The 19,695-nt window shown below is 70.4% G+C and carries 16 protein-coding genes; 9 read left to right on the top strand and 7 right to left on the bottom strand.

Translation table 11 applies throughout. From position 1 onward, the window contains the following. Window positions 1–70 precede the first annotated feature (70 nt). Complete coding sequence (locus tag ACIBX3_RS03850) at window positions 71–1,111, top strand: glycosyltransferase family 2 protein (RefSeq protein WP_397112760.1); 1,041 nt, start codon at window positions 71–73, stop codon at window positions 1,109–1,111. Here the strand turns inward: ACIBX3_RS03850 and ACIBX3_RS03845 are convergent. Then, complete coding sequence (locus tag ACIBX3_RS03845) at window positions 1,050–2,831, bottom strand: CDP-glycerol glycerophosphotransferase family protein (protein ID WP_397112758.1); 1,782 nt, start codon at window positions 2,829–2,831, stop codon at window positions 1,050–1,052. The two genes, ACIBX3_RS03850 and ACIBX3_RS03845, sit on opposite strands and share 62 nt — an antisense overlap. Window positions 2,832–2,999: 168 nt before the next feature. After that, the gene (locus ACIBX3_RS03840; protein WP_397112756.1) at window positions 3,000–3,755 is read right to left on the bottom strand and encodes a 2-C-methyl-D-erythritol 4-phosphate cytidylyltransferase; all 756 of its coding nucleotides are present in this window, start codon (window positions 3,753–3,755) and stop codon (window positions 3,000–3,002) included. Between the two features lie 110 nt (window positions 3,756–3,865). On the opposite strand from ACIBX3_RS03840, the gene ACIBX3_RS03835 reads away from it, so the two are divergent. The 6 genes from ACIBX3_RS03835 to ACIBX3_RS03810 all read left to right on the top strand — a co-directional run bounded on the left by ACIBX3_RS03835 (window position 3,866) and on the right by ACIBX3_RS03810 (window position 9,595). Continuing rightward, on the top strand, window positions 3,866–5,284 hold the full coding sequence (locus tag ACIBX3_RS03835; protein ID WP_397112754.1) for a CDP-alcohol phosphatidyltransferase family protein: 1,419 nt from the start codon (window positions 3,866–3,868) through the stop codon (window positions 5,282–5,284). Then, the gene (locus ACIBX3_RS03830) at window positions 5,281–5,904 is read left to right on the top strand and encodes a DUF5941 domain-containing protein (protein ID WP_397112753.1); all 624 of its coding nucleotides are present in this window, start codon (window positions 5,281–5,283) and stop codon (window positions 5,902–5,904) included. Before ACIBX3_RS03835 ends, ACIBX3_RS03830 begins: the two co-directional genes overlap by 4 nt. Before the next feature lie 78 nt (window positions 5,905–5,982). Continuing rightward, window positions 5,983–6,717: a sugar phosphate nucleotidyltransferase gene (locus tag ACIBX3_RS03825; RefSeq protein ID WP_397112752.1), complete on the top strand. Its 735-nt coding sequence runs from the start codon at window positions 5,983–5,985 to the stop codon at window positions 6,715–6,717. Window positions 6,718–6,744: 27 nt separating this feature from the next. Further along, complete coding sequence (locus tag ACIBX3_RS03820; RefSeq protein ID WP_397113387.1) at window positions 6,745–7,785, top strand: iron-containing alcohol dehydrogenase family protein; 1,041 nt, start codon at window positions 6,745–6,747, stop codon at window positions 7,783–7,785. Beyond that, the gene (locus ACIBX3_RS03815) at window positions 7,763–8,530 is read left to right on the top strand and encodes a CDP-alcohol phosphatidyltransferase family protein (protein ID WP_397112750.1); all 768 of its coding nucleotides are present in this window, start codon (window positions 7,763–7,765) and stop codon (window positions 8,528–8,530) included. The genes ACIBX3_RS03820 and ACIBX3_RS03815 overlap by 23 nt, the downstream gene beginning before the upstream one ends. A gap of 180 nt (window positions 8,531–8,710) precedes the next feature. Continuing rightward, a complete protein-coding gene (locus ACIBX3_RS03810; RefSeq protein ID WP_397112748.1) occupies window positions 8,711–9,595 on the top strand; it encodes a glycosyltransferase family 2 protein in 885 nt (294 codons plus the stop codon). On the opposite strand, the gene ACIBX3_RS03805 is transcribed toward ACIBX3_RS03810, so the two are convergent. From ACIBX3_RS03805 to ACIBX3_RS03785, 5 genes are all read right to left on the bottom strand, one after another. Next, on the bottom strand, window positions 9,592–10,371 hold the full coding sequence (locus ACIBX3_RS03805) for an acetoacetate decarboxylase family protein (RefSeq protein ID WP_397112746.1): 780 nt from the start codon (window positions 10,369–10,371) through the stop codon (window positions 9,592–9,594). The two genes, ACIBX3_RS03810 and ACIBX3_RS03805, sit on opposite strands and share 4 nt — an antisense overlap. Before the next feature lie 118 nt (window positions 10,372–10,489). Then, complete coding sequence (locus ACIBX3_RS03800) at window positions 10,490–11,455, bottom strand: glycosyltransferase (protein ID WP_397112744.1); 966 nt, start codon at window positions 11,453–11,455, stop codon at window positions 10,490–10,492. 56 nt (window positions 11,456–11,511) lie between these two features. Then, entirely contained in the window at window positions 11,512–13,110 is a 1,599-nt protein-coding gene (locus ACIBX3_RS03795) for an acyltransferase family protein (protein WP_397112742.1), read from the bottom strand. Window positions 13,111–13,287: 177 nt separating this feature from the next. Next, window positions 13,288–14,925: an LCP family protein gene (locus tag ACIBX3_RS03790; RefSeq protein ID WP_397112740.1), complete on the bottom strand. Its 1,638-nt coding sequence runs from the start codon at window positions 14,923–14,925 to the stop codon at window positions 13,288–13,290. Window positions 14,926–15,069: 144 nt separating this feature from the next. Next, a complete protein-coding gene (locus tag ACIBX3_RS03785) occupies window positions 15,070–16,569 on the bottom strand; it encodes a hypothetical protein (protein ID WP_397112738.1) in 1,500 nt (499 codons plus the stop codon). Between the two features lie 162 nt (window positions 16,570–16,731). Here ACIBX3_RS03785 and ACIBX3_RS03780 point away from each other — a divergent pair, with 162 nt between their 5' ends. Further along, the gene (locus ACIBX3_RS03780) at window positions 16,732–18,708 is read left to right on the top strand and encodes a hypothetical protein (RefSeq protein ID WP_397112736.1); all 1,977 of its coding nucleotides are present in this window, start codon (window positions 16,732–16,734) and stop codon (window positions 18,706–18,708) included. Between the two features lie 57 nt (window positions 18,709–18,765). Then, entirely contained in the window at window positions 18,766–19,695 is a 930-nt protein-coding gene (locus tag ACIBX3_RS03775) for a glycosyltransferase family 2 protein (RefSeq protein WP_397112734.1), read from the top strand.

Below are 19,695 nucleotides of genomic sequence, written 5' to 3'. Positions count from 1 at the left end.
TCATGTCACCCGGAGGATCGGGCTTTCGATTGCCTTCCTCCCCTGCCGGTACAGTAGCGTGAGCCCCGCCATGAAGCAGTTCCCCGACTCGCCGCACGCGCCCGCGGAAACGCGTGCCTGGCCCCCCATCTCCGTCATCATGCCGGTCCTCAACGAGGAGCGGCACCTCCACGAGGCCGTCGAGCAGGTCCTCGCCCAGCACTACCCCGGTGAGATCGAGGTCGTGCTCGCCGTGGGTCCCTCCCAGGACCGCACCCAGGAGGTCGCCGACGCCATCGCGGCGGCCGACCCCCGGGTGACCGTGGTGCCCAACCCGACCGGCCGCACCCCCAATGCGCTCAACGCCGCGATCGCCGCCTCCCGCAGCGGCATCATCGCGAGGGTCGACGGGCACGCCATGCTGCCCCCCGACTACCTGCGCATCGCGGTCGAGACACTTGCCGAGACCGGTGCCGACAACGTCGGCGGCATCATGGCGGCCGAGGGCGTCACGCCGTTCGAGCAGGCCGTCGCCTGCGCCATGACGTCCAAGATCGGCGTGGGCGCGGCCGCCTTCCACGTGGGCGGCACGCCGGGCCCCGCCGACACCGTCTACCTCGGCGTCTTCCGCCGCTCGGCGCTCGACCGGGTGGGCGGCTACGACGAGCATTTCCAGCGTGCCCAGGACTGGGAGATGAACCACCGGATCCGCCAGAGCGGCGGCCTGGTCTGGTTCCAGCCGCGCATGCGGGTCTCCTATCGGCCGCGGCCCACCGTCAAGGCTCTGGCCAAGCAATACTTCCACTACGGCCGCTGGCGGCGCGTGGTCGCGCGTACCCACGAGGGCACGATCAACCTGCGCTACCTGGCGCCGCCCGCCGCGGTGCTGGCCATGCTGCTCGGCCTGGTCGTCTCGCCGTTCTTCCCGCTCGGCCTGGTCATCCCCGGCGGCTACGCGCTCGCCATCGTGGCGGGCTCGGCGCTGACCGGCGGCGGGTTGCCGACGGCGGCGCTGCTGCGGCTGCCGATCGTGTACGCCACCATGCACTGCTCCTGGGGCTGGGGCTTCCTCACGAGTCCGAGGAAGCTGGCCCGCCCGCCGAAGTCATCACCCGCTCCACCGCCGCGTTGAAGCGGGTCATCGCGTCCGGATACTCCGGGCCGAACAAGTAGCTCCTGAGCTTGATCCTGGCTCGGGCCAGCGTGTCCTCCCGGTCGAGGAAGTCCGCGAGCCCGGCCAGGTTCTCGCCCAGCAGCACACCCGCCTCGGTGCTCGGATAGCGCTCGTGGAAGGCGTGTTCGGGCAGGCCGGCGACGTTCGTCACCGCGTACGGCTTCTCGCTGGCCAGGAAGTCGGCCACGACGCTGGAGATGTCGCTGATCAGCAGGTCGCACTGGTTGAAGCAGTGGTAGAGGTCCGGCTCGGGACCAGTGGCGATCAGATGCCTGATCCGCGGCGCCGCCCCGGCCGCCCGCGACGGGTGCCGGGCCTTGGACGTGGCCAGCTCGGCCGCCTCCATCATGGCCACGATCTTCCGGTGCGCGCGCAGGGCGCTCTTGTCGCGGTAGCCGGTGAGCGGGTGCGGCTTGTAGATCACCCGGAGCGGCGGGTCGTGGTCGAGCAGCGCCCGCACGATGCGCGGGCCCATGGTGATGAGCGAGGTGTGGAACAGGTCGTCGTTCCAGCCCTCCCAGGTGGGGGCGTACAGGACGGTCCGGTACGGCAGCCCGGGGCCCTCTGTCGAGATGCCCTCCAGCTGCGGCCGGCCGACCTCGTGGATGTTCTCGTCCCTGACGCCCACCTTGGCCCGCCGGTAGCGGTCCCTCCCTGCGGGGCCGGCCACCCAGACCTCGTCGTACACCCGGGAGAACGGGTTGAACGACGCCTCCTTGTCGCTGTCCCCGTGGTTGAGGAACGCGCTGCGCAGGGTGGGGATGCGCAGCATGTGGACGTTCCTGCCGACGTTGGAGACGTACAGGCAGAGCTTGGCGCTGAACAGGGCGCGGAAGCTCATCAGGTCGGCCGAGGACGGGATGCACACCATCGGCAGCGTCGAGGGCTCCAGGTGGGCGGCCATGCCGCGCTCGCGCAGCACGACGATGGCCCGCCTGTTGATGCGTTCGAGCGTGGGCAGCCACATCCTGGCCTGGTAGGCGGCCGCGGTGGCGCCGGAGAAGTACAGGATGACCTCCGGACTGTAGGCCCTGACCTGCTCGCTCACGACCTCGATCACCCGGGCCTTGTCGGTGAGGGGGAGGGCGCGGCGCACGTACGGGATGAGAGCGAGCGCCCCGGCCGCGCCCAGCGCGAGCGCCAGGGCGGCACCCGCGGCGGCCGCCATCGCACCGGCCGCCGTCCACACCGCGCCCGCCGCCGCGCCGAGCACGGGCAGCGCGTCCAGGTAGAGGAAGCGCACGCTGCGGGCGTCGCGCAGCCAGCCCGGCGGCATCTTCGGGATGCGCAGCGCCGACACGTCCAGGTTGCGGGTGGTGACCGGCATGCTGCTGAGCATCTGCCGGAGCCGCAGGGCCAGCCCCGTGTGCACGGCCCGCACCCCGTGGACGCCGAACACTCCGGCGGCCACCGCCACGAACCACGCCGAGTCCGGCCCGGCCGTCCGCGCCACCAGCAGCAGCGCCGCCGTCTGCCGGGCCGCGAAACGCAGCGTGATCCCGAGGTGCACCTTGCCGAGCAGCTCCGGCAGCCGCCTGGTGACGCGCGGCGCGATGTACTCGGCGGCGTAGGAGGCCGCGGCCACCGCCCCGAACAGCAGCGGCGCCGGCCAGAGCGCCGACACCAGCAACAGCGGGTAGCAGCCGAGCAGCAGTGCGGTCACGATGAGTTTCCTCATGTGATCGCACGGTAACAAGCCTCAGGTCAAGCGTCGTCCACGCGAGCGTCTACGACCTGCCCGGAAAGGTGGGAGATGAGGATCTCCAGCGAGGTCTGAGTGCCTGTGCGGGGGGACATGGCGGTAGTCACGCAGTTGCCCCTTATGCCGTCGATCGCGTGGCCGACGTCACCCAGCCCGGTCGGCGCCTTCGCCCACCGGCACCTCGGCGGCCAGCTTGAACAGCAGCTCGGCGATGTGCAGGTCGGCGGGATGGGTGATCTTGATGTTGCGCTCACTGCCGGGCACCAGGTGGATCGGCACGTCGGGCAGGTAGCGCAGCACCACGCCGCAGTCGTCGGTGGCCGGGCGGCCGCCGAACTCGGGGTCGGCCAGCGCCCGCTCGTACGCCTCCCTGATCACCGACAGCTTGAAGCACTGCGGCGTCTGGCTGCGCCGCAGCCGCGACCGGTCCAGCACCTCGCCGATGACCTCGCCGTCCGGCACAGGCTCGGCCACCAGGACCGTGTCGGAACTCGGGATCGCCACGTTGACGGCCTGATGCGTGCGCAGCGCCCGGACACACTCGGCGATGATCCGGGGCTCCAGGAGGGGGCGTACGGCGTCGTGCAGCAGCACGTCGCACTCCTCCGTCCCCAGCGCCTGCAGCGCCCGCCACGTGCTCTCGGTACGGCTCGCGCCCCCCTCCACGATCTTGCTGACCTTGCGGTAGCCGCCCCTGGCCACGATCTCGCGCACCCGGTCGGTGTAGCCCGGCGTCATCAGCACCACGATCTCGTCGATCTCCGGCGCGCCCTCGAACACGGCGAGCGAATGCTCCAGGATCGTCCTTCCGGCGACCTCCACGAGTTGCTTGGGAGTGGCCAAACCCACCCTCTGCCCGACACCGCCCGCGAGAAGCACGCCAACCGACCGTGAACTCATACCGCGAGCGTAACGTTCCTCTTCCGTGATATTGCGCTGACCGGTCGCTACGCTGAGGCTACGCACCCCCAAGTCCACGCACTCCCGCCCGACCGGTAGGAGACTTGCGCTTGCCCGACTCGTTGACGACCCGCGAGAGCACGGCCACGTCGGTCGTGCTGCTCGCCACGACCCCGGCCGGCCGGCTCTCCTGCGGCGACGGCACGCTGCTCGACCGGCTCGGCGACCAGCTCGCCGCGCTGCCGGTACGCGACGTCCAGGTGGTGACGCCGGGCGGCGGGCTCGGGGCCGACCTCAGGGGCGTCGCGAAGATCGCCAGGACCGCCGCGGGCCCCGTCGCCGTCATCCCCGCCGACCTCGTGGCCCACACCGAGGCGCTGGCGCTGCTGCTCGAGCACCCCGCGCACGACACCGGGGCGCTGGTCTCCCTCGACGCGACCGCGGGGCCGCTGCGGCCGCCCGTACGCGTCGAAGGCGGCAAGATCGTCACCGCGGGCAGTTCCTTCCACCTCGTCCCCGAGGCGAACGCCACGTTCCGCGGCGCGCTGCAGGCCGCCGAGGGCGACCTGGCCACGCTCGCCGACGTCGCCGAGGAGCTGGCCGAGCTGGCCGACGCGGGCAAGCTCGGCCCCGTCACCCCTATCGAGGCCGTCGACCTGCTGCTGGTCGGGCTGGTCAGGAACGGAGCGGCGGTGCGGGCCGCCGCGATCGGGCCGCTGCACGCCGACCGCGTGGCCGGCCAGAACGCCGCCGACGCCGCGGTCGCCGCCCTGGCCGACGTGGACGAGACCCGCGTCCGGATGGAAACCTCGGTCAAGGCGGACGACGGCTTCTTCGCCACCTACTTCGTCTCCACCTGGTCCCGCTACCTGATCAAGCCCGCCGTCAAGCTCAAGGTAGCCCCCAACACCGTCACCGGTGTCTCGGTCGGACTGGCGCTGCTGGCCGCCGTCTGGTTCTCCGCGGGCACCCCTGGCGGGCGGCTGGCCGGGGCGCTGCTGCTCTACCTGTCGTTCGCGCTCGACTGCCTCGACGGCCAGCTCGCCCGCTACACCCGTACGTTCTCGCCGCTCGGCGCCTGGGCGGACGGCATGGCCGACCGCCTGAAGGAGTACACCGTCTACATCGGCCTGGCCTTCGGTTCGGCCGACCCCGCCATCTGGCCCCTCGCCGTGGCCGCGATGATCACGCAGGCGGTCCGGCACGCCGTCGGCTACGCCTACGCCGGGGCCGTGGCCGACGCCGCCAGGATCGGCTCCGCGTGGGGCCGGCCGCCCCGCTCCCTGCAGGAATCGGCCGACACCAGGTCCGCGACGGGTGTGCTGAAGCTCGCCCAGCGCCTGGAGCGCCAGACGGTCGTGCGCTGGTTGAAGAAGATCGTCGTCCTGCCCATCGGCGAGCGGACCGCGCTGATCGCCGTCACCGCCGCCGTCTGGGACGCCAGGGTGACGTTCCTGGCCCTGCTCTGCTGGGGCGGCGTGGCGGCCCTCTACCAGCTCGCCGGACGGATGGTGAGGTCGGCACGATGAGTCCCGTACACATGACCCCCGTGCCCAACAGCACGGTCGTGGCCTACCGCGACGACGGCCCCCTCTCGCGCGCCATGGGCCTGCTCGTGGCCGGTCAGCTTCCGCCCCTCCCGCCGGTGCTCGCGGGCACGTTCGTGACCGGCGTGCTGCTGGTGCTCGGCGTGGCCGGCACGGACGGGCTCGCGGTGTTCGCGCCGGCCGTGACGCTGCTGCTGGCCGGCCCAGGCAGCACCCATCCGCACGACGGCAGGCTGGACTGGCTCGTGCCGCCGATCCTGCGGGTGATCGAGTACACGTTCGTCGCGGCGTGCGGGTTCGCCCACGACCTGCACCCGCTGCTGATCTTCGTGTTGCTCGGCGCGCTGGCCTTCCACCATTATGATCTTGTCTATCGGCTGCGGCAGCGCGTCTACCCGCCGTCGTGGCTGGCCACGCTGGGACTCGGCTGGGACGGGCGGATGATGGTGGTCTCGCTCGTCGCGCTCATGGGGCCGCTGACCGCCGGTTACGCCCTGCTCGCGCTTTACCTGTGGGCACTTTTCGGCTGGGAGAGCCTGACCTGCTGGCTGGCCGCGCCCCGGTCCGGGGTGGAAGCGGTCGATATGGGAACGCAAGACTAACGCTGGATTACCCGCGGAGGGCCCAAAGGGAACTAACCTTTGGCCCACACGTAGTCATGCTCGACTGAGGAGTGCACGTTGCTGGGAATGGTGCTGGCCGCTGGGGCCGGACGACGCCTGCGGCCGTACACCGACACGCTGCCCAAGGCGCTCGTGCCGGTCGACGGCGAAACCACGATCATGGACATCTCGCTACGCAACCTGGCCGAGGTGGACCTCCGGGAGATCGTGATCGTCGTCGGGTACGCGGCCCAGGCCGTGCACGACCGTAAGGACGCCTTCGAGAAGAAATACGGCGTCAAGCTCACCCTGGTTCACAACGACAAGGCCGAGGAGTGGAACAACGCCTACTCCCTGTGGTGCGCCCGCGACTACTTCGCTCAGGGCGCCCTGCTGGTCAACGGCGACACCGTCCACCCGGTCTCGGTCGAGAAGACGCTCCTGTCCGCCCCCGAGACGAGCGACATCCTCCTCGCCGTCGACAACGTCAAAAAGCTCGCCGACGAGGAGATGAAGGTCACACTCTCGCCCGACGGCTCGCTGCGGCGCATCACCAAGCTGATGGACCCGGCCGAGGCGTACGGTGAGTACATCGGCGCCACCCTCATCAGGCCCGGCGCCGCCGAGCGGCTGGCCGACGCGCTGAAGGCGACGTTCGAGCGTGACCCGCAGCTCTACTACGAGGACGGTTACCAGGAGATGGTCGGACGCGGCGAGACGATCCACGCCGCGCCCATCGGCGAGGTCGACTGGGTCGAGGTGGACAACCACGACGACCTGGCCAAGGCCCGCACCATAGCCGTTCGCTACTGAGGGGGCGGGATGCCGCTTCTCGCGAGGATGCTGCCGGCGCCGCTGACCATGCAGGTCAGGCGCGGCGCCGTGGCCGAGCTCGGGGTACTGCTGGCCGACAGCCGGGTGGCGACCTCCGGCAGGGTCGCCATCGCCGTCGGCCGGGGCCAGGGCGACCACATCGAGAGCCTGATCGCGCCGCAACTGGACGAGGCCGAGGTGTTCAGGGTGGCCGACGGTTCCGTCGACGCGGCCGTCTCGCTCGGCGCGGACCTGCGCAAGGGGGCGTACGAGGTGGTGGTCGGCGTCGGCGGCGGCAAGACCATCGACTGCACCAAATACGCCGCCTCGCTGGCGGGCATCCCGATGGTCGCGGTCGCCACCAACCTCTCCCACGACGGCATCTGCTCGCCCACCGCCTCCCTGGTCTACGAGGGCGGCAAGGGCACGTTCGGGGTGCCGATGCCGCTGGCGATCCTGGTAGACCTCGACTTCGTGCACAACGCGCCCAAGTCGCTGGTCCGGGCGGGCGTGGGCGACGTGGTGAGCAACCTGTCGGCCATCGAGGACTGGCAACTGGGCAACGTCGAGCGCGGCGAGCCCATCGACGGGCTGGCCTGCTCGATGGCGCGCACGGCCGCCGAGGCCCTCATCGGCCGCACCGACTCCATCGAATCGGACGCTTTCCTGACCGTGCTGGCCGAATCCTTGATTCTTTCCGGCATGTCGATGGTGATCGCGGGGTCGTCACGGCCCGCGAGCGGTGGAGACCATGAGATCCTTCATGCCGTGGATCAGCTCTTTCCCGGCACCTCCAACCACGGCGAGCTCGCCGGGATCGGTGCCGCCTTCTGCTTCTTCCTGAGAGAGGACGAGGCTCGCGTCAAGCAGGTCGTCGACTGCCTGCGCCGGCACGAGCTGCCGGTCGTCCCCGCCGACATCGGGCTGAGCGCCGAGCAGTTCTCCGAGGCCGTCGCGCTGGCGCCGGCCACTCGTCCCGGCCGCTACACGATCCTGGAGCACCTGCGCATGCAGGACTCGGAGATCCACGATCGGGTGGGGGACTATGTCCGGGCCTTCGGTCGCTGAGCTGCGGCGGGTCGCCCAGCCCGCCGGCACCATGGACCGCAAGAGCGGCGAGCACTGGGCCGGGTCGCTCTACATGCGCAGGATGTCCATCTACGTCACGTGGCTGCTCGCCAAGACGCCGATCACGCCCAACCAGACCACCGGGCTGATGATCCTGGCCGGGCTGGTCGCGGGCGTGGTGCTGGCGCTGCCCGGGGTGGTCGCGGCGGTGCTGGCGTTCCTGCTGGTGCAGCTCTACCTGCTGCTCGACTGCTCGGACGGCGAGCTGGCGCGCTGGACCCAGCGCACCTCGATCACCGGCGTCTACCTCGACCGGGTCGGCCACTACTTCTGCGAGGCGGCCCTGCTCATCGGGCTGGGCTTCCGGGCTTCGCTGGCCATACCGGACTGGCATACCGTGCTCGGCGTCGCGACGGCGCTCGGGGCCATCCTGATCAAGGCGGAGACCGACCTGGTGGACGTGGCGCGGGCCCGCTCCGGGCTGCCCGCCGCGACCGAGGCGCAGGCGGGGCAGATCAGGTCCGGGCTGCTGGCGCTGGGGCGCAGGATCCTGTCGGTGACCAAGTTCCACCGGATCATGCAGGCGGTCGAGCTGTCGATCCTCGTGGTGGTCGCGGCCGTCGTGGACGTCTTCACCGGGGACGTGCTCGCCACGAGGGTGCTGCTGATCGCGTGTTTCGCCGCGGCTTGCCTACAGACTGTCCTGCATTTGGTCAGCATCCTGGCATCGAGGCGGCTGGCGTGATCTCATGTCGGAACCGGAGTGGCCCCTCGTCCGTCGTATTGATCGGACGTCCGCCGTTCGGTGGGGGTTCACCCCCGGTTCCGATACGCTTAGCCCCACCCATATCCCAATGACCAGCAGACTCGGTGATCATGAAAGAATGCTCCGCTCGTGTTCTCAACGCGTCAGGACAGTGATTCGTTGAAGATCTCGTGCGTCATCCTCACCATGGGCAACCGGGTCGCGGAGCTGAACCGGGCGGTCGAGTCCGCGCTCAACCAGATCGACGGCGACGTCGAGGTGGTGATCGTAGGCAACGGAGCCGACGTGCCCGAGGTGTCGGCGACGCCACCCGAGGGGTCGGCCGCGGTCGTGAAATCGATCCGGCTCGATCGCAACACGGGCATCCCCGCAGGCCGCAATCGCGGCGTGGAGGAGTGCTCGGGAGACGTCGTGCTGTTCCTGGACGACGACGGCTGGTATGCCAACCAGAAGGTGGTCGCGCACGTGCGCGACCGCTTCGCCACCGAGCCCGACCTCGCGGTGATCTCCTTCCGGGTGATGGACCCCGACGGCGGCATCGGCCAGCGGCGTCACGTCCCCCGGCTGCGCGCGGGCGATCCGCAGCGCTCCTCGCCGGTCACGACGTTCCTCGGCGGCGCCTCGGCCGTCAGGCGCTCGGCGTTCCTCCAGGTGGGCGGCCTGCCCGAGCGGTTCTTCTACGCCCACGAGGAGACCGACCTGGCCTGGCGGCTGCTGGGCGAGGGCTACCGGATCGAGTACGACGCCGAGACGGTGATGTACCACCCCCAGGTGCCGCCGACCCGGCACGCCGAGTTCTACCGGCTCAACGCGCGCAACCGGGTCTGGCTGGCCCGCCGCAACCTGCCATGGCCGCTGGCGGTCCTTTACCTGACCAACTGGATCGCGCTCACGCTCATCAGGGAGCGCCGCTCCGGGATCGCGCTCAAGTCGTGGTTCGGCGGCTTCCTCGAGGGCCTGCGCAGCCCTGCCGGTGAGCGTCGCCCGATGGCCTGGCGCACCGCCTGGCGCATGGTCAAGCTCGGCCGCCCGCCCATCGTCTAGATCTCCGCCGCCTCGCCGAAGACCATCTCCGCCCGCGAGACCGTCGTGGTGAACAACGCCCGTTTGGGCAGCCCCAGCTCGCTCAGCTCCTTGGCGACGGGGTGGTTGCCGAGGCGGATCAGCGCGCCGCCGGGCCGCATCCTGGCGCCGCGGACGCGTAGGGACCAGGGGACACGCCGCGTGACCCCCTCCCGGTGCGTGTAGGCGTCCATCGGCGTCATGGCCGTAGCGCCCGGCACGGGCACGCCTGGCTTGACCAGAAGGTCCAGCACGAGCCTGCCGTCCTTGCGCAGGACGCACCGCTTGTACGGCGAGTCGAGCCGCAGCTCGATGTCCGCCAGCTCCTTCGGGAACCCCCACAACGTCCGACCCGCCTCCAGCGTGAACCGCTGGTCCACGGGCAGCCAGTGCACGAACACCCCGGCCTGTCGCAGGTCGCGCAGCCCCCCACCCCCGACTCTCTTTGGCCGGGCCAAGCTCGGCGTGCCGGGATGGATGTCCTCGCTCCGCTGCGGATCCATCCCAGCCCCTGGCGGACGGACCAGGAAGGCCATCCCGAACTCGTGGTAGGTGTCGAGGTCACCGTCGCGGTAGTCGACGAACAGCAGCATGCAGACGGCCTTGCCGGGCAGCACCTCGGCCACGTCGAGGCCGGAGTACGCGATGACAGCCCGGGCGGCGTCGGCACGCACCGGGTAGGAGACGCTGCAGATCTCCGCGTCCCTCACCCGGACTGGCATGTCCACCGTCCGGCCCTGGATCAGATGCGATGCCATGGTCCCAGTACATCAACCCCGAAGCCGTGTGACCATTCCCACCCAGGTGTCGTCAAGGTGCGATGTGCCAATCGTTGCTGGGCCCACGGGCCACCTGGCTGCTCGGCCTGAACCGTCCCTAGACCGCGAGCGCATGAGCGGGCAGGTAGCCGGCCCACGCTTCGGCCCGGCGCACGAAGGCCTCCGCGTGGTCCGGCCAGTGGTAGCGCAGGCGTGCCTCCGCGTGTCCCAGGGCGCCCATCTTGACCCGCCGCACCGGGTCCTCCTTCAGATCCAGTACGGCGTTCAGCACGGCGTCCACGTCCAGCGGCACCACCAGCCCGCAACCGGCACCCTCCACCATCGCGGCGCCCTGCGGCGTGGTGATCACCGGCAGGCCGCGGCCCATGTAATCCATGATCTTCGTCGGCGGCGTCCGCACCGAGGCGTCGCCCAGCGCCAGGCCGGCCAGCGCGCCCTCGGCCATGCGCAGGGCGTGCCGGTTGGGCACGTACCCGAACCAGTCCAGCAGCCCCACCCGCTGCGCGTCCCGCAGCAGCGGGCGCACGTCGCGCTCCGCGGGCCCGATCAGGTCGAGCCTGACGCCGTGCGGGACCAGGCGCTCGGCCAGGCCGACCAGCTCGTTGACGCCGCGTTCGACCGACAGGCGGCCGATGTGGACGACCCTGGTGTCGCCGGAAGGGGGCGGGCCGGGTGACACCAGGGTCGCCTCCGGCACCATCGCGGGCGTGATCACCTGGTGGCGCCGCTCGGCACGGGCCAGTTGCCGGGGGGTGACCTGCTCGCGTACGTCCCAGACGACCGGAGGGCGCCGGTGGGGCAGCGCGCGCAGGAGCCGGTGTTCGTGGACGATCAGCAGGTCCGCGCCCCTGACGCCGCGTTTGAGGGCCGCGCGGGCCTTGCCGGGCGAGGCGTGCCGCGCCACGTCGATCGCGGTCACCCCCAGGGCGGGGGTCACGTTGAAGTAGGTGAACGGCGCGACGTAGGTCACCTCGTGGCCCGCGTCGAGCAGCGCCCTGATCTGCCGGTGCATGATCCGGGCGTCCTCGGGATGATGGAGCGTCGTGGCGACACATGCGCGCATGTGTCGATGCTCCGCGCTTACCAGGTCAAAGGCGTTAATGCGGGTGGAACGGTCGCTTAACTTCCAGAAGGACGGCGATAGAGCCACACCAGGCGCGGCTCCAGCACCCACTTGAAGACCGCCCTGGTTTCCGGCAGGCACAACACGATCGCCAGGGCGAACGCGCTGAAGCTGATCGCCAGCACGCCCAGCGGCCCGAACAACCACGGGAACTCCAGCCAGCCCATCTCCTTGGCGATCATCACCGGGATGCCGTGCAGCAGGTAGGCGTAGAGCGTGCGGGTGCCGAGGTCGGAGAACCACGTCTCGCCCCTGGGCACCAGCGCCAGCACGGCGAAGCACATGGCCAGCCCGCAGGCCAGCAGCCCGATGCGCAGGCCGAGGCCTGTGTACCAGGACAGGTCGAGGTCCTGGTAGCTCTCCTTGAAGTAGAAGGGGTCGAGCGGGGCCCTGGGACCGATGAAGATCGCCACCGCGGCCGCGCCGAGCATGGTGAACACCGCCACGATCTTGACCCAGCGGCGGTTGAGCAACTCGAAGTGCTCCGGCTGCATGACCAGTCCGATCACGAAGAACGGCAGCAGCCCGAAGAAGCGGTCCATGCTGAAGTCGCCCGAGATCTGCGAGAACCCGGCGAACAGATAGATCGCGATCGCCACCGGGACGGGATATTTCATCCGCTTCCACACCGGTGTGGACAGCCGCCAGAACAGCAGCGCCAGCAGGTACCAGTTGAGCCAGGCCGGATCGATGATCGTCAGGCTCCACTTCTGGCCCGTGGCGTAGCGGAGCGCGGCGTAGCCGACCTCGACGATCACGTAGGGGACGAGGAACGTGTCGACCAGCTTGTTGGTCTTGGCGTTGGAGTTCCAGAAGTTTCTGGACAGGTAGCCGCTGATCATCACGAACGCCGGCATGTGGAACGTGTAGATGAAGATGTAGAGCGCCCTGGCGGAGTCGGCCGAGAGCGTCGGCACCAGCGAGTGGCCGACGACCACGAGCGCGATCAGGACGAACTTGACGTTGTCCAGGAACGGGTCGCGCTTGCGCTTCGGCGGCTCGGCCTCCTGCTTCGGCTCGGGCTGCGTCAGCGGCCGCTCACCGGTCGCGACGACCCGCGCCCCGGCCCACTCGCCCTCCACGTTCCCCCCGGCCGCCCGGGCTCCGGGCATCCCGGAAGGAGCGATCGGCGTTCTGGACGGGGCCGGCGTTCCGGGATGAGCGGCGGGTGTGCGAACAGGGGCCGCCGGCTGGGCGGTTGTGACCCCGCGCACTCGGGCCCCGCCTCCCTCGCCCTGCTGACCCCCAGGCGTCCCGCCAAGGGCGCCGGGCGTCTCAGGAGGAGGAGGAGGAGGGGCGGCCGAGTGGGTGGCCGCTCCCCTGCGGGGATCGGCCGGCGGAGCCGTGGAGAGGTCGAGCGGGTCGGCCGGCGGAGCCGTGGAGAGGTCGAGCGGGTCGGCCGGCGGAGCCGTGGGGACGCCGCGCGGGTCGGGCCGGTCGCCCGGCAGGACCCCGCTGGGGTCGGTCCGCTCGCTCCAGAAGGCCTCCTCCGGCAGCGGCCACCGCGCGCCCGTGTTGGCGGGCCCGCCCTCCTCCTCCGGACCCGCTGGACTCCGCGGGGTCGTGACCGGTGGGGTGAATCTGGAGTCAGACACGAGGGAAGTCGCTCAGCTTCGCTAGGGGCCGGGGAACACGACGACAACGTGACGTGAAAACCACCTTACGGTTCGGTGTCGCGCTGCGTCGCCGACCCGCAACAGACTATCCCGCTCTCGCGGCTCCTGTCTCCGAAGGACGTCCAGAATGCCCTGTTACACAGGGAACTTGGAGTCTCAGGTGCACGCGTTCTTCTGCTCGGACGCGGTGATCGTGTTGTTCTTCACGCTGTCGGGCAGCTTGGTCACCTTGACCGAGTCGAAGTCCTCGCCCACGACGAGCTGGATCACCGGAGTGCCGCTCGGCGCGGCCCCCGCGGTGACGGCCGGGTTGGCGTACGCCGTCGGGTTGATCGCCTTGACCTTGCCCGCCGCCGAGGTCGGCTTGGGCAGGACCGCGCCGGCCAGGGTGCCGGCGTGGTCGGGCGCCGAGGTGATCGTCTTGGCGTAGTGGATCTCGCTCTTCGCCACGCTCGCGCCGTCGGGCGCCTCGTAGTTGCCCACGCCTATGACGTTGAAGCCCTGCTCGGCGAGCTGGTCGGCGACCTCCTTGGCCTTGCCCACGGCCTTGGTGCCGTTGAGCACCTGGACCTTGACCTGCTCCGGCTTGACGGTGACCTTGGGTTCGGCACTCGCACTGGCCGACGGCGCCGGGGCGGCGACCTCGGTGTCGGTCCTGATCGCGGTGAACAGCTTGGTGGCGTCGCCCGTCCAGACCACGCGGTTCTCGTCCGCGGGGTCCGGCGCCCACGGCACCGTCGTGAGCTGCACGCCGTTGGCCGTCAGCTGCTTGGCGCTCATGGCGATCTCGATGAGCCGCTCGGTGTCGTTGGCCAGCTCGGGGTCCATGGTGACGGAGCCGGCCGCGGCGGCCACGAAGTCCCGCAGCTTGCCCACGTCGGTGAGCAGGTCGTTGCTGGTGGCCTTGGCGATGACCTTGCTCAGGAAGATCTGCTGGCGCCTGATGCGCTGGATGTCGCTGCCGTTGCCGTACTTGCGCAGGCGTACGTACCCGAGTGCCTTCTCGCCGTTGAGCAGGCTCTTGCCGGGCGGCAGGACCAGCTTGGAGGCCTTGTCGTTGACGCCGGACTTCAGGCAGATCTCGATGCCGCCGAGCGCGTCGACGATGTTCTTGAAGCCGCTGAAGTCCACCTCCACGAAGTGGTTGATGCGGATCTGGGTGAGGGTCTCGATCGTGGAGATCGTGCAGGCGATGCCGCCCGAGCTGTACGCCGAGTTGATCATGTTGCGCTGGGCCGGCATCTCCTGCTTGGTGGTCTCGTTCTTGCACTTGGGGATCTGCACCATGGAGTCGCGCGGGAAGCTGACCAGCTGCGCCTTGTCGCGGTTGGGCGAGATGTGCAGCAGGATGATCGTGTCGGTGCGCTTGCCGCCCGCGTCCTTCTCCCTGGCCAGTTGCTGCCCGTACTTCGCGTTGCCCGCGCCCGCGCGGGTGTCGGAGCCGACGAGCAGCACGTTCAGGGCGCCCGTGTCCGGGGGGCGCGGGTTGATGATGTCCTCTTTGACGCTCTTCTGGGTGATGTTGCCGAAGGCGTCGCGGTAGACGGTGTAGGCGGTCAGCGAGCCCGCGACCATGACCGACGTGACGCCGATGCTGATCCAGGCCAGCACCCGCATCTTGCCCTGGCCGCCGCCGCCGTTGCGGTGGCCGTGCGGCGGCCGGCCGTCGGGCGGAGGCGGAGGCGGCGGTGCGGCCCCGGCAGCCCTGCGCGCCATCCTGCTGCCGGGCTGGGTCGGAGCGCCCCTGCGATCCTGCGCCACGTCGACTACCGGCACGCTCCTGTAGTCAGTCATACGCCCCCTAGCCTCGTACCTCGCGCTCCGCGCGCCGGCTTGGTCGTTCCGCGCCACGAGACTAGGTCACGTTCCGCGTGTCCGGTGCGACGACCGCCGGAAACGACCGTGACCCGGGCGTGATGTTTCCGCGGGCAAGCATACTCAGAGCCGGACATTGGGTGGAATATCATCGCCAAACTCATTCTTGCTCCCTGACTGACGACACAGGTCAGGCCTGATGCTGAGGGCCGCGGCAAGACAGGCCAGGGGTACGGCCGGCAAAACGTACCGATAGTCGAACTCCGCAGCCGCGGCCGGTGTGACCAACAGCACGATGGCTGCCGCCCAAGGCACCGGCCAGGCCGGAGCATCCGCGCGGCGCCCTGCCTTACGCCTGCGCATGACGGCCGCTACGGGAGGCACCAGAAGGACCCCCAGGAGCAGCGGGCCGGGTAGCCGCGCCATGCTCTGGTAGGCCCTCAGCCATCCGGCGTAGGGCTCGACGATCTCCGTGCCGATCGCACCTTGCTCGTAGAGCTTGGCATAATCGGCGCCGACCTGCGCGGGATAGCGCCCAGGTGGTCCGGGCGGAGTTACCGGGAATTGGTAGTAGCCGTAGATTTCCTGGTCCGGATAGACCGGGCGGTCCCAGCGGAACGTGCGGCCGAGCTCGGTCAGGACCGAGGCGGCGTAGTCGAGCGGCTGCTTCGTGATCGCCAGCGTCGCGAACCTGGCAGCCAGGTCGTCGGTCTCCTTGGTGAACGTGATGCCGGGCAGCAGCACCAGGGGGGCGTCCTTGGCCCAGATGTACTCCTGGGACGGCGGGCGCTGCTCGGGCGGGCGTGGATCGCACAGGACCTTCAGATCCGGCGGCGGGTCCATCTTCGCGCAGTCGGCGAACGACATCGTGCGGGCGTACAGGAAGGCGCCGTTCGCGCCGATCAGGCCGACGCGCTGGTAGGTGACATAGAACCAGGCGCCGTACGCGACGATCGGCACCAGGGCCGCCGCCAGCAGCACCCCGGCCCGGCCGATCCGCCGCCGGACCAGGAACCAGGCCGCGAGCAACACGATGAGCGGCTGACCGACGGTCCTGGTCAGGGTGGCCGCGGCCAGCAGCAGCCCGATGGCGGCCACCGTGCTCGTCCGGCTCGTGGTGCACAGCGCGACGGCCGACACGATCAGGAACATGAACAGCGTGTCGGAGACCAGCAGGTGCTCGAGCTCGATCTGGTAGGCGTCGAGCAGCACGGGCACCGTGGCCAGCGTCGCCGCCCACCTGGGGGCCTTGCGCGCGACCCGGTAGATCAGCACGCCGGTGGCCAGGCCGAGCAGGTGCTGCGCCACCGTCACCGCGGCGAAGGAGTGGAACGGCTCCAGCAGCTTGACGAACATCGAGTAGCCCGCCGGGCGCACCAGGTCGGGCTTCGGTTTGAAGACGGTGACGATGTAGGTGTAGGAGTCGGGGAACCACAGAGCCGGGCGGTAGCCGAGCACGGCGAGGGCGCGCAGGGCCGTTCCGAGGGCGAGCACCATGAGGAACCATTTGTGCCGGCGCGCCACGGCACCCAGCTCCCGGGGGCGCCTGCCCCGGCTCTGCTCCGCGGGCTCGTCCGCGCGAGCCTCCGACGTCACCCGCACGCTCTCCCGCTTCTCCGGCACGTCGGTACGCTACCCGCGCTCACCCGTCACCCGCGCCACGGCCTCTCGCGCGCGGGCCCCCCGGCCGCGGCGCCCGCACCGCCGACCTGGCTGCGCCCGTGCCCACACGTCGGCCGGTGGCCGACTCCGTGACCGGGTGAGGTTGGATACGCTCGCTCACCGATGGAACTCGATCGATCCGGCCGCGTGCTGGCCGCGCTCTCGCTGGTCCCGCCGCTGGCCGTGGCGGGCTGGCTGCTGGCGGGGCTGCCGTTGCTGCTGCTCGGCCGGTTCGCTCCGCTGCCCGCCGTCCTGCTCGGGCTGCCCGCCGCCGCGCTGCTGTGCTGGGCGGGGACGCGGCGGCTCGGCAAGGGGATCGAGGCCACGCCGTGGCAGGCCGCCGGGGTGGTGGCGGTGGCGGTGGCGTCGGGCGTGTTCAACGCGGTCATGCACAGCGAGCAGCTGATCGTCCGCCGCGACCCCGCCACCTACGCCCAGTACACCGCCTGGATCGCCGGCCACGGCTCCCTGCCGATCACCGTCCAGGCGCAGGCGTTCGGCGGCCCCGACCCCGCGCTGGCCTTCGGCAGCGTCGGGTTCTACGAGGCCGCCGGGGCGGTGACGCCGCAGTTCATGCCGGGTCCGCCGATGTTGTTCGCGATCGGCTCCTGGCTCGGCGTGCCGTTCGCGGTGCCGCCCGTGCTGGGCGCGCTCGCCGTGCTCACGGTGGCCGGGGTGGTGGCGCGGCTGGCGGGGGCGCGCTGGGCGGTGCTCGCGGCGGTGACGTTCGCGGTGAGCCTGCCGATTCTCTACACCTCGCGCACCACGTTCAGCGAGATCCCGTCGCTGATCCTGCTGTTCGGAGGCCTGGCGCTGACGCACGACGCGCTGGAGCGGCCGGGGTGGTGGCGCGGGCTGCCGGCGGGCTTGGTGTTCGGGCTGGCCGTGCTGGTCCGGGTGGACGGGCTGCGGGACGTGCTACCGGTGCTGGCGTTCGCGGGCCTGCTGATCGCGATGCGGCGCTTCGGCAGGCCGCAGGGCGCGCTCGGGTTGCCGATGCTGGCCGGGCTGGCGGCAGGGGCCGGGCTGGGGATGCTGGCGGCCTACCTGCTCGCCCGCCCCTACCTGTCGTATTTGTCGAGCTCGGTCCGGCCGTTGCTGCTCATTTGCGCGGCCGTCCTCGTGCTCATGGCGATCGGCACGGCCGCCGCTCCCGTCCTTGTCAGGCTCCGGCCGCCGACATGGGCTCCCGCGGCTGGAGCGGGGCTGGTCGCGCTGCTCATGGCCGGGCTCTACGCGCGCCCGTGGTTCCAGACGGTGACCCGCGACCCCGCCAATGAGGACGACCGGCGCACGTTCACGATGATCGAGCAGATCCAGGGAGCCAACGGCCTGCCCCTGGACGGCACCCGGCTCTACTTCGAGGACTCCCTGCACTGGGTCGCCTGGTACGTCGGCCTCCCCGTGGTCGTGCTGGCCACGATCGCGGCCGCCCTGCTCGTCCGCAGGCTGCTGCGCGACGGCACGCCGTTCGCCTGGCTGCTGCCGCTGGCGGTGATCGGCTGGACAACCGTCACGACGCTGCTGCGGCCCGAGATCACGCCCGACCACCCCTGGGCCGCCCGCCGCCTCGTCCCCATCGTGATCCCGGGATTGATCCTGCTCGCCGCGTACGCGCTGCGCGAGCTCCCGAAGCGGCGCTGGGTGGCGGCCGTCGCCGTCCTGCTCGTGCTGGTGCCACCTGCCGTGACCTCGATCGGAACCGCGTTCACCCCGGTCGAGCGCGGCGAGGCGGTGGCCGTCGAGGCGATGTGCGCCAAGATCCCGCCCCAGGCGTCCGTGCTGATCGTGGAGCGCGTCACCGGGGATCGGTTCACCCAGCTCGTCCGCGGCATGTGCGGCCGCCCGGCGGCGCAGGTCGAGCGGGTCGCCGATTCGGACATCGCGCCCGAGCCGGAGGTGCGCCGCCTGATCGCGCGCGTGCGCGCGGCCGGCCGCGTCCCCGTCGTGCTGGGCGCCGAGGCCGGGCAGGTCTCGCCGTACGGGCCGGCGACGCAGGTCATGGCGCTGGTCACCCGCCAGGACGAGCGCTCGCTCGTCGACCCGCCGAACGGCACGTGGGGGCTGGGGATAGAGGTGTGGATGGCCGTGACACGGTGAACGGATCTGACTCGATGTGGAGTCGGCCTTAAGGTGGGCAGAGTAACCTCGACCCCCGTGAGCACGCTTGAGACCCCCAAGAGTGGACCTGCCGTGGAAGAAGCGCCGTACGTCACCATCGTCCTGCCCTGCTACAACGAGCAGGATCACGTCATCGACGAAGTCGAGCGCATCACGCAGGCCATGGACTCAAGCGGCTACACGTACGAGCTCGTGGCCATCGACGACTGCTCGACCGACCTGACGCTGGCCCGGCTCCAGGAGGCCGCGCCCAGCTATCCGCACCTGCGCGTGCGCGCCTTCCACCGCAACGGCGGCGCCGGCACCGTGCGGCGCATCGGCACGCAGGAGGCCAAAGGCGAGATCGTCGTGTGGACCGACGCCGACATGACCTACCCCAACGAGCGCATTCCCGAGCTGGTGCAGATCCTGGACAAGGACCAGACGGTCGACCAGGTGGTCGGCGCGCGCACCAGCGAGGAGGGCTCGCACAAGCTGCTGCGGGTCCCCGCCAAGTTCGTGATCCGCAAGGTCGCGGAGAAGCTGGCCGGGCAGAAGATCCCGGACCTCAACTCGGGGCTGCGGGCCTTCCGCCGTACAGTCGCCAAGCCCTACCTGCGGCTGCTGCCGCCCGGGTTCTCGTGTGTGACGACGATCACGCTGTCGTTCCTGTCCAACCAGCACGACATCTACTACCTGCCGATCGACTACGCCAAGCGGGCCGGCAAGTCGAAGTTCAGCTTCGTGTCGGACGCCTACCGCTACATCCTCCAGGTGCTGCGGATGATCATGTACTTCAACCCGCTCAAGGTGCTCATGCCGCCCGCGCTCTGGCTGGTCGGCATCGGGTTCGTGAAGGGCGTCTGGGACATGATCCAGCACCCGTTCTACTTCCCGGCCAACACCGTGATGATCTTCCTGTCCGGGATGCTGATCGGGTCCGTGGCACTGCTGGCCGACCTGATCGTGCGCTCGCGGGGAGAGTAG

Origin of the sequence: Nonomuraea sp. NPDC049480 (assembly GCF_044465905.1) — a bacterium.
In the GTDB taxonomy this organism is placed as follows: domain Bacteria; phylum Actinomycetota; class Actinomycetes; order Streptosporangiales; family Streptosporangiaceae; genus Nonomuraea.
This window is presented reverse-complemented; position numbering and strand designations above follow the sequence as displayed.